A 10,305-nucleotide genomic window follows, 5' to 3' on the forward strand; every position below is an offset into this window, starting at 1 on the left:
CTACAATGTATCTATACATAGTGCTATATTTGTGTAGCAAATAAAAAACCTAGGAGGAAAAATGAGCGTTCAAATCAGCGTGAGAGTTTCAAAAGAACAAAAGGAGAAACTGGTAGAACTAGCTAAAAATGATAACAAAACAATTACACAATACATAGTAGATCGCTGTATTGTAGAAGAGAGCTATACAGATGCTAGCAATCGTGTAGCAGAGGTTCTACACGAGCAAATTGAGCAAATTCGTGCTGATTTTGAGACTGAACGTAGCTTTTATGTTTCTCAAATTGAGCAAAAAGATAAACAAATTGCTGAAATGTTAGAGACTAATAATAATCAACTCCAGTTGATTGGAGCACTCACAATAAAAAATGAAACTCTACTTTTAGAAACAAAACAAAGCTGGTGGAAACGATTGTTTTCTAGTAAGAAGAATAAATAATGGTCTATAGCTAGTAGAAATTTTGGAAGTGAGGATTTCATTTTGATAAATTTTAAAAGAAAAATGCCCAGGCGTTTATTAAACGTTGGGAAAATAGAGGAAAGGGAGTTATATAGGTAAATAGATTATGAGGACACGAAATGTTGTAGTTGAAAAATGGAATCCAAAATGGAAAGAAGAATTTGAAAAAATAGTAGAATCACTTGGAAAAGAAATCATTCAGAATGTAATTAAGATTGAACACGTAGGTAGTACTTCGGTTGAAGGGATGTCAGCAAAACCAATAATTGATTTGGATATTGTTATTGAAAATGATAAGTTTCTAATTTTAAAAAAATTGCTTGAACGTAAAGGGTATGTGCATGAAGGCGATTTAGGTATTAGAGATAGAGAGGCTTTTTCGTATATTAATAAAAATGATTTAATGACACATCATTTATATGTATGTCCTAAAGACTCTGAAGAATTATTTAAACATATTACTTTTAGAAATTATTTAAGTCAACATTCTGAGTTAGTGGATGAATATTCAAAAGTTAAAGAAAGAGCTGCTGTTTTATTTCCGGATAATATAGATAAATATATAGAATATAAATCAGGTGTTATTGAAAAAATTTATAATCAATGCGGTCTATTGTAAGTTTTTAACCGTTCTAATTTTTTTGTTTCAATATATCACATAAATATGAAAAAATTATATCTCTCAGACGCTTAGAAAATGAAGTTATCAAGCTTTATATGGGGGATGCAGTAGCATTGGATTTAGCTCCGATACAAATAAAGAATTAAAAAACTATATACAAGTTCAAATACTATTGTGTACAATACTTTCCCTTGGTTAGATATTAGTGAACAAGAGAAAAAAGCAATAGAGTTAACTGCGCAAGAGATACTAAAAGTAAGAGCTAAATATTCTACAAGCAGTCTTGCTGCGTTGTACGATGACAATATTATGCCTTCTAATCTGAGAACAGCACACCAAAAAAAAATGATCGAGTAGTTATGGAAGCTTATGGTATGACAAAAATCGTAGACGGGAAGAAAACTTGGTTAACAGAAAGTGAAACAGTAGCAAGATTATTTGAGATGTATGAAGAGTTAACAAAATAGACCTAATTTAGGTCTATTTTTTTGTATAATCGACTTCGATTTGCGGGATTTTATACAAAAACTCTGCATTTTTGATGCAGACATGACAATTCTGAGAGCTTTTCAGTTTTTTACGTAAACAACTAATCATCTAGACTCTTAGAGCCCCAAGGACTTACGAGAAACCCTTAATCAAACTTTCCGAAAAAGACCAATTTTTCGGAAAGTTGTGATGATAACAATTTCATGGATTTGGAAAGAATTTTCATATTGAGAGTAATTAAAAATATTGAAATATAAGTGATTTTAGGGAAGTACTTTTAGGTATTTCCAATGTCATGATTTAAAAATGGGGCAAAAAATTATTTTATCAGTAACCTAGGCTCGATTAATTGCTTACATCATCTCAATGTTTCTTATTCCAGACGAATCCCGTATATACAAGTGCGGACATTAACATGATCCAAAGTAACAATGCTAAAATTTGTATGTTATAAAGACTGAAGGCAGAGATATCATTAACATATTGATTATGCGCTCCTAATAGAGAAAAATCTGTTAATAATTTAGCAAATTTATTTATGCTCGAAAACATAGGGAGAGTCATAATGACAAGATAGAATATTAGACTTACAGCAGAGGCTTGTGTTTGATTCTTACTAAACAAAGCTATTGCAAAGTTGACCAATATAAAACAAAGTATCGTAAGGAAGGTTACTAATGAATATAGAGCAAGATTAGGTATTGAGATGCCAAAAGTAATAGGCATCACCCAAACACCTATAATTGAAAATAGAAATGGAAATAAGATTGTAGAAAAAATATACTCTGGAGTTTTGACTCCTGTTAAAATCAACGTTCTTAAATTCTTTTTATCTTTTTCTTCGCTGATGATTAGTGTAGTAAAAGTTCCAGCAGTCAGACTATAGATGGTAATAATCGCCATACTCATTAAAAAGACCGAACCACGAACATCTGGCACAAAGTTTAAAAGTGAGAAGTCGACTATTGGTGTGAATACACATACAAATAGAATTATTTTGTTATGAAGAAGGTATCTATACCGTAACCATAACAAACTAAAAAATCGTTTAAGCATATTATAATTTGTCTCCTGTTAATTGAATAAAGATACTCTCAAGGCTTGTTTCTAGAGTATTGATCGTTTTAGTATTCTCTCCTAGATACTTATAAGCTTCCTCTTTAGGAACAATTATCTCTCTTCCATCAAAATAGCTTATTTTAACCTTATCAGTCTGACTGTACTTATCAATAATCTCCCGAGGCGAACCTTGTTCAACGATTTTTCCTTCATGAAGCAAAGCGATTGAATCACATAATTTGGTCGCCTCATCCATGTTATGAGTTGTTAAAAAAATAGTTGCCCCAGAGTTTTTAATTTCTAGTAGTAGTTCATGAACGATTTGAGATAGGGTTGGATCCATTCCAGAAGTTGGTTCATCTAAAAAAATTACTTTTGGTGAATGTAGAATCGCCCGAATTAACAACATTCGTTGTTTCATTCCAGTTGATAACTTCTCTGCTTTATTAAATCGATCATCATATAACTTCAATCGCTTTAATAAATGATCTAGATATGATATTTCTACATTGTGGAATTTAGCAAAAAATAAAAGATTATCGTACAGAGATAGTCTATCATAGAAGCCTACATTATCACTCATAATTCCTAATTCTAAAAAGTCGTCAGAGGTTAATTGGGTGCAATCTTTTCCTAAGATTTTAACCTCTCCTTCATCAGGTGGTAACTGACCGGTTAAAATATTGATTGTCGTAGTTTTGCCAGCACCAGATGGTCCTAAAAAACCAAATATTTTTCCACTACTTATTGAGAGACTGATTTCCTTGAGTGCTGTTTTATCTTTAAATTTTTTGGTAAGATTTGAAATTAAGATACTATCGTTCATTTTATATCTTTCTTTTAGAAAATTATTACGTGACTTGTTAGCATCACGATAAATTGGAATACAGGAACTTTATTTACCAGTTCATAGGCTTATTCCTAAAGTTTTAAATCTATAATACTAAGATTTAAAAGATAAAGCAAGACTTGTTCTTTAGTTTGCTAATTTTTGAGATGCACTTTATTCGCAGATAGTTTTTTAACTTATCGTATTATAATCTGTGAATGAGAGTAAAGGTGTATTTTCTAGTTTATATAGAAGAGGTGGTACAAATCTATTTGTTTTAAATAAACAAAAAAGCCTTGAAATTAAGGCTTTTTCCTGTTGATTTAGATGCCCCCTGCAGGTAACAAAAATACTACATAATGTGAGAATTAAGGAAGATTTTTTCAGAATTAAAACTTTATTATTCTTGTTTATAATTTTGATATTCTTCAAATAGTTTTTCGAACAAGTCTTTGTTGTAAAAAAAGATATAATCAAAGTCTTCAGTTTCACTAGAAACTATTTGAGGGATAACTTTTGTTTTATAATCTTCAGCTAAATCTGACTCTTTACTATCTAATTTTAACATGAGTTCAAGGGGGACATCTTTCGCTTTAAAAATATTTTCTAATATATAAAAATTGTCTTGATCAAGTACAGCTTCACGTAAATTAGCTTGTTTCGGATTTGTTAAGATTTTATAGATATCGTATAGATCTCGAGCACGTGTTTTATTACCGACTAACTTGTAATCTTCGAGCTGCTGACAGGATGCTCTTATTTTCTCATAGACAAGCATTAATGGACTATATAAATAAATAGTTGTTCCTTCTAAATCATAACTTTTTTTATCAGCAACATACTCATCATAGCTCAAATCTATTTCTATCTTTTTTCTATTATTTTCTAAATCTTCTCCGTATTTACTTAGCTCCTTCATATTATCAAGATCCTGTGAATCTATTTTATCTTGATGCTTTTCTATATCGACTATCGTAAAAGAAATCTTATATCCTCCCCAATATGGAGGCAAGTCTTTTTTCCTTTTTTGAGGTTTTTCAATGAATTTAAATCCAACAACTAAAAAACCAACTTGCCGAAAGGCATCTAAAATTAAAGCTCGTAATTTTTCCCCTTCGTTCTCTTTTTGATATCTTATAGATTCTTTGATTGAGAAATCTAAATCTTGAGATGCGCGATCAGTTATGTCATAAAATTTTAAAGCATTGCCACCTTTTAGAACTAAATCTTCCTTCAGGTCATTATCTGAGTAAATTGCTTTTAAAATGGTATTTCTAATTTTATCTGGCGTCATTTTATTTGGTGTCATAAGTAAATCCTATAAAATACTGTATTTTACTCTATATTATAGCATTATTAAATAGACAATATATAGAGAACCTCTTGTTTTTAAAATTTTTTATTGTATAATTAAGCTATGGTATATATACCATAGCTTTAGGTTCCTAATTAAAAGTTAATTTAAGGTATGGTATATATACCATACCTTATAGAAAAGATTGTTTATAAAAATAACTCAGGAGTTTGTTTAGATGGCCCTTACAGATTATGAAATTGAAGAGATTTTAAAAAAATATGATATAAAAAAAGACGTCTATGGTTTTATAAAATATTCTGACGAAATTGTATTAGAAGCCCAAATGAATTTTGGAAATATTTTAAACAGAACTTCTATAATAGCAATTATTAAAAAATTTAAAGAGGAGTTCGAGGAAGGTAAAAACACAGGGAAACTTAAGTCAAAGGCTACATTGAATAAATTTATCGAGATTGTCGTTGATAAGCTCGAGCTTTTTAAATCCATAAAAATCATGAATGAATATAAAGGTGATTATATAAATCGTTATGTAGCATCTTATACCTACGTTTCTCCTTACGAAATTGCTTTGTCGTTACTATCTAATTCTTTTTTATCTCATTACAGTGCTATGTATATTCATGACTTGACTATTAATGCTCCTAAAGATATCTATATTAATAAAGAACAATTCCCCAAAAGTTCTTATTTAAGAGATGGGAACAATATATCTCAGGGACGGATTGACTATGCATTCTCAAAAAAAATGCGACGGACCAATATGATTTACTCTTTTAGTTACGACGGCACATCTTATAAAGTACACGTTCTAAATTCAAAAAATACTCATAATACAGGCGTTATATCTAAGGATGTCATTGGTTTTTCAAAGCCTATCAAAACTACAAATATTGAGAGAACGCTAATTGATGCTATGGTAAGGCCTGGATATAGTGGAGGCGTTTCTGAAATTCTTGATGCCTTTATTCGGGCTGAAAATATAAATATTAAAAAGATTTGGGAGTATCTTGAAAAATTTAATCATTCTTACCCATACTATAAATCACTTGCTTTCTATTTGAAGAATGCAGACTATAATTACAAGTCAGAGTTTAAGAAATATAAGAATGATCCTAGAAATCATTTGACATTCTACCTTGACTATCAAATGATAGCCCCAAAAGAAGATGAGGAATTAGGGGTACTCTATCCAAGAAGCATAGATGATATTTCCTAAAAAGTTATGAGATATTACTTATAGTGGAAGATATTTGTAGAAAATAAAAAAAAGAGACTTCAAATTAAGTCTCTTTTTTATAAGGCAATCTCCATTAATTATTACGATCATGAAAAAGATAAACGAAGCCACGTTTCGATTAATAATTTAGTAATGATTGATAGCGAGATTCCAAGCTCTCTTTTTTGTCTGCGTGGTTCGCGGACAAATCGCACGCTAGTTCGTGCGACGGGTGAAGACCATTCTTTTGCTGATAATTTTAGCGAAGCTGAAATTATTTTGTTAGCAAAAGATGGGCAAGCAAAAATTGCAGTGGGCAATTTTTTCGGTGCGGTGTTCGCGCCGATTTTTTTCGAGTCCACTTTGTTGGCCGAAAAACGCAGTGAATTTTTTGGACCATGATGGGCCAAAAAAGGGGTGCAACCCATGGCCCTCGGCAGAGCGTTTTAGTTTTGTACGTTGCGCAGCAATGTCAAAACTACAAAAACATTACTCTTTGACAAAGAGTAACAGAAACTCTGCTTGATCCGAGAAAGATATTTTTATTTTCAACTGATTACATATCGACAATAGTTGGCGTGGAATAGCGATAGCCCCACGCCGTAGCCCAACATTTTGGGCTAAATGTTTCTCTTTAAACTGCTGAAACTATATAGAAATCCATAGATTTAAAAATCATGGACTTATATAGTGTTCCATAAATCCTAAAAAGATGGGCTTATATAGTAATCCATGAATTCTAAAAAGATGGATTTATATAGTAGTCCATAAATTCTAAAAACGTGGACTTATATAGTGTTCCATAAATCCTAAAAAGATGGACTTATATAGTGTTCCATAAATTCTAAAAAGATGGACTTATATAGTAATCCATAAATTTTGAAAAGATGGGCTTGTATAGTAATCCATAAATTTTGAAAAGATGGGCTTGTATAGTAATCCATAAATTTCAAAAAGATGGGCTTGTATAGTAATCCATAAATTTCAAAAAGATGGGCTTGTATAGTAATCCATAAATTTCAAAAAGATGGTCACTATATAAGACCATCTTTTTGAAAAACAAATGCTCAAATAAATTTGCTAATCACGTTTTTAACGGAAATTTTAAAAAATTTTTATTATCTTTTGTTTTTTATGGCATACTACTATCACAATAGTAAGAGAGGAAACAGACGAATGAATCAAATGACCATTTCTTTCAAAACAAAAACTGGCATGACAAATATACGCCATAATAACAGAGAATTGAGCGAAGAAGAATTTAAGAGTAATGAACACAAGCATATCAATCGTGCATTGTCCCACGAAAATATAACGATTATTAAACGTGACATAAAAGAAGTCTATCACGATGAATTTGACGATGCTTTAAATACTTACAATTCAAAACAACGGAGGAAGGATAGAAAAATTGAAGACTACTACAAACACGTTAAAAAATCAAAGACATTAGATCTGCAACGTGAATTTGTAGTCTCAGTAGGTAATAAATCCGACTGGGAAAAGATGGATTTAAAGAAAAAAAGAAAAGTAGGAGAGGCTCTAGCAAGCTACGTAAGAGATTTTAATGAACGGCACGATCATTTAGTCATCTATAATGCAGTTGTCCATTTAGACGAAGATGGAGCTCCTCACGCTCATTTTAACGTTGTTCCTATTGCTGATGGATATAAAAATGGTCTTTCAAAACAACCATCTTTTTCAAAAGCTCTCCTCCAGGAAGGATTTAAAGAAAAAGGCCGTGGCCAACTGAAACAATTTCGTGATCATGAAATTGATAGGATTCAATACTTTATGAAAAACCTTAATATCGAACGCAAGTTAGGTCAGACGAATGATATTAAGGATATGCGAGAATATAAAGAAACTATGCGACAAATCGAATTACAGAAGCAGCAAGAAGAGAAGGAACTGCAGCACTTAAAGAATGAGGTCGCAAACATGTCCGAAGAGTTGGATAAAGCAAAACTAGAAGATGAGACTATCAATGCTATGTTACGTCTTAAAATGATCAGTGAAACCGAAGTAGATAAAAGTCAATTTGAAATCAAAGAGCGAGGGCTATTTAATAACCGTGAACGTGTTGTGATTGTTCCTGAAGATGAGTTTGATAGAATAGCCATGAAGGCGAACTATAGTCCATTGTCGAATTTGTTGAACGATTTTAAAGAGTCTATTCTTCAAATAGGGTTCATTAAAAAGTTACATTCTACAATTTCATCTTTAAAGAACGTAATCAAAGAACTGAAAGCAGAATTCCAAAAAGAGAAAACTAAATTGGAAAAAGAGAATCGAAATGCTTGGGATAAGTATTTCAAGGCTAAGGAAGAAGCTGATACTTATAAACGCTTTAAATCAGAGTTTGAAAGATATTTATCTGAAGAGGAAAAAAATGAGATCTCAGATAAAATCTATGAACGTCAAGAAGCTGAAATTGAAGGAGGTTTGTGGCAAGATTTTGATTTAGATCGTTAGATAAATTAAGGGAACCTTTATTCTTTTCTCCTCCTCAGTATGTAATAGTAATAGTAATAGTAGGAAGGGATTTAAGGGTCTAAAAACCCTATAACAGAGGGATTCTATTTATTAAAGTACACCAAAATGCGGGGTAAAGTAAACAAGAATGCGGGGTAAAGTAAACAAGAATGCGGGGTAAAGTACACCAAAATGCGGGGTAAAGTAAACGAAAATGCGGGGTTTGATTTTTGTGTTCGTCATTTCGCTATTAAAAATATTATATAAGAAAAACTCAACTATGTCACACCAAAACCGAGAATGGTTGTTTTTAGCAAAAAAAAGTGTTATAATGTGCTTAACAATAAAATGAGGGCACAAATGTCAGAAAAAACAACTGCTAAAGAAGTAAAACAGATACATAATGATAACGAGGAAGTCTGGAAGTTATCAAATATAGAAAGATCAGAACTTGCTAAGAGTCGGAATTTATTGATCACTAATCTTGCAAATAAAATGAATTCTTCTCAAAATGTACTATTCTCGTTTGCATTACTTAATGCAAATATTGAAGATGATTTTGCTGAATCAGAGTTTTCATTAACCGCTTTGAGTAAGTTTTTAAATAATCAAAATTATCAAAAATATGATACTAGAAGGATTTTAAAAGATTTAAAAACAATTGCAGAAAATAGTCTTTTGATGATGGATGAAGAGATGGTTGCAAATCCTCAGAATGGGAAAGCTAAAGGAATTTTGATTTTTAGTGACTATTCATATAGTCGAGGGATTTATCATCTTACTTTCAATTCTACCCCGATTGGTAAGAAACGTTTAACTCCGATCATTGATCTTTTACGCTCAAAAGAGGATAATCCATTAATTTATAATCTTGCTACTTTCTCAAAACTTAACTCCAGGGGCCAAAGTTTGTACGAGCATTTATTAATTGCAACTGCTCAAAATAAGAAAAAACTCAGTCTCAGTTTAGAAGAATTAAGAGGAATTTTTAAAGCTAACGGCAAGAGTATGGAACGATTTAATGCTATTAAAACTAAACATTTAATTCCAGCGCTTGTGAGTATTAATAAAAATACTGGTCTAGATGTAAAAATGGAACCCATTAAAGAAAGCAGACGTATTGTTGGAATTAATCTTTATTGGTCACAAGAGAAAGTTAAATTGCCTTCAACAGAAAAGCAAATTAGTCTTATGCATGATTTTTATGTTCAGCTAAGCAAGCTTAATCTAACAAGTAAAGAAGATGTTGTCTTATTGAGTCAACTTAAAGATCCTCAACTGCTTGATAGAGAACAAGCAAGCAAAGCAATCGCTAAAGCTAAAAAAATCAGAGATACATTTAAATCAGCTCAGAATTTGATTGAAAATCAGAAAGAAGATGTAGAGTTATTAGAGCAATACACAGATTTTTTTAATAAGTTTCCAAATGTAACCAATTCTGTAAAAGAGTCTATTGTAGTAGAAATTCTAAAATTCTCTGAAGAATATAGGGAGCAATTACTTGAGTATGCTTACAATTTGTATCTTCAGAATGGAGCTAGCTCACTTAATTATATTGTGACAACATTGCAGGAATGGTCAGATAATAATGTAACTTCATTAGCAGATGCTAGGAAGCTACATGATGATACCTATGGCCCTTCATACGATCCTTTGCCTAACCCTGATGATGTAGAAATCAGCCCAGAGTTTGAAGCTGCTATGAATCTATGGTCAGATAAACGAGGGAAGGAAGGAAAACAATAATCAATTTTAAAAAGCAGCAGTAAACTGCTTTTTTTTGCCACTTATTTAAGTGTTTTTATGAAAATATGTGTGTAGAATTGTGTAGAATATG

The 10,305-nt window shown here is 31.4% G+C and carries 10 protein-coding genes; 7 read left to right on the forward strand and 3 right to left on the reverse strand.

Annotated elements, in window-relative coordinates; all coding sequences use genetic code 11:
• Positions 1–61: 61 nt before the first annotated feature.
• From AC3E7H_RS09725 to AC3E7H_RS09735, 3 genes are all read left to right on the forward strand, one after another.
• Complete coding sequence (locus tag AC3E7H_RS09725; RefSeq protein ID WP_490676485.1) at positions 62–439, forward strand: hypothetical protein; 378 nt, start codon at positions 62–64, stop codon at positions 437–439.
• A 127-nt stretch (positions 440–566) separates the two neighbouring features.
• Positions 567–1,079, forward strand: a complete 513-nt coding sequence (locus AC3E7H_RS09730) for a GrpB family protein (RefSeq protein WP_490676486.1) — start codon at positions 567–569, stop codon at positions 1,077–1,079.
• Between the two features lie 177 nt (positions 1,080–1,256).
• Positions 1,257–1,439, forward strand: coding sequence for a type IIL restriction-modification enzyme MmeI (locus AC3E7H_RS09735; RefSeq protein ID WP_490676487.1), 183 nt, complete (start codon positions 1,257–1,259; stop codon positions 1,437–1,439).
• Positions 1,440–1,934: 495 nt separating this feature from the next.
• Here the strand turns inward: AC3E7H_RS09735 and AC3E7H_RS09740 are convergent, their stop codons facing one another.
• The 3 genes from AC3E7H_RS09740 to AC3E7H_RS09750 form a co-directional block, all read right to left on the reverse strand.
• Complete coding sequence (locus AC3E7H_RS09740) at positions 1,935–2,627, reverse strand: hypothetical protein (protein WP_490676488.1); 693 nt, start codon at positions 2,625–2,627, stop codon at positions 1,935–1,937.
• A 1-nt stretch (position 2,628) separates the two neighbouring features.
• Entirely contained in the window at positions 2,629–3,456 is an 828-nt protein-coding gene (locus tag AC3E7H_RS09745; protein WP_490676489.1) for an ABC transporter ATP-binding protein, read from the reverse strand.
• Between the two features lie 403 nt (positions 3,457–3,859).
• Entirely contained in the window at positions 3,860–4,768 is a 909-nt protein-coding gene (locus AC3E7H_RS09750; protein ID WP_490676490.1) for a nucleotidyl transferase AbiEii/AbiGii toxin family protein, read from the reverse strand.
• A 223-nt stretch (positions 4,769–4,991) separates the two neighbouring features.
• On the opposite strand from AC3E7H_RS09750, the gene AC3E7H_RS09755 reads away from it, so the two are divergent.
• The 4 genes from AC3E7H_RS09755 to AC3E7H_RS09770 all read left to right on the forward strand — a co-directional run bounded on the left by AC3E7H_RS09755 (position 4,992) and on the right by AC3E7H_RS09770 (position 10,214).
• Positions 4,992–5,993 (forward strand): type IV toxin-antitoxin system AbiEi family antitoxin domain-containing protein, encoded by a 1,002-nt coding sequence (locus AC3E7H_RS09755; RefSeq protein ID WP_490676491.1) that lies wholly within the window; start codon positions 4,992–4,994, stop codon positions 5,991–5,993.
• A gap of 153 nt (positions 5,994–6,146) precedes the next feature.
• Positions 6,147–6,395 (forward strand): hypothetical protein, encoded by a 249-nt coding sequence (locus AC3E7H_RS09760; protein ID WP_490676492.1) that lies wholly within the window; start codon positions 6,147–6,149, stop codon positions 6,393–6,395.
• A 774-nt stretch (positions 6,396–7,169) separates the two neighbouring features.
• The gene (locus tag AC3E7H_RS09765; RefSeq protein WP_490676493.1) at positions 7,170–8,468 is read left to right on the forward strand and encodes a plasmid recombination protein; all 1,299 of its coding nucleotides are present in this window, start codon (positions 7,170–7,172) and stop codon (positions 8,466–8,468) included.
• 360 nt (positions 8,469–8,828) lie between these two features.
• Positions 8,829–10,214, forward strand: a complete 1,386-nt coding sequence (locus AC3E7H_RS09770) for a DnaD domain protein (RefSeq protein ID WP_490676494.1) — start codon at positions 8,829–8,831, stop codon at positions 10,212–10,214.
• The last annotated feature ends 91 nt before the right edge of the window (positions 10,215–10,305 follow it).

This window comes from Streptococcus sp. SCPM-O-B-15304 (M98) (assembly GCF_058200215.1).

Excerpts from the sequence above, each read along its gene's own strand:
- AC3E7H_RS09725 (WP_490676485.1), top strand. The coding sequence starts at position 62 with ATGAGCGTTCAAATCAGCGTGAGAGTTTCAAAAGAACAAAAGGAGAAA.
- AC3E7H_RS09730 (WP_490676486.1), top strand. The coding sequence starts at position 567 with ATGAGGACACGAAATGTTGTAGTTGAAAAATGGAATCCAAAATGGAAA.
- AC3E7H_RS09740 (WP_490676488.1), bottom strand. The coding sequence starts at position 2,627 with ATGCTTAAACGATTTTTTAGTTTGTTATGGTTACGGTATAGATACCTT.
- AC3E7H_RS09745 (WP_490676489.1), bottom strand. The coding sequence starts at position 3,456 with ATGAACGATAGTATCTTAATTTCAAATCTTACCAAAAAATTTAAAGAT.
- AC3E7H_RS09750 (WP_490676490.1), bottom strand. The coding sequence starts at position 4,768 with ATGACACCAAATAAAATGACGCCAGATAAAATTAGAAATACCATTTTA.
- AC3E7H_RS09755 (WP_490676491.1), top strand. The coding sequence starts at position 4,992 with ATGGCCCTTACAGATTATGAAATTGAAGAGATTTTAAAAAAATATGAT.
- AC3E7H_RS09760 (WP_490676492.1), top strand. The coding sequence starts at position 6,147 with ATGATTGATAGCGAGATTCCAAGCTCTCTTTTTTGTCTGCGTGGTTCG.
- AC3E7H_RS09765 (WP_490676493.1), top strand. The coding sequence starts at position 7,170 with ATGAATCAAATGACCATTTCTTTCAAAACAAAAACTGGCATGACAAAT.
- AC3E7H_RS09770 (WP_490676494.1), top strand. The coding sequence starts at position 8,829 with ATGTCAGAAAAAACAACTGCTAAAGAAGTAAAACAGATACATAATGAT.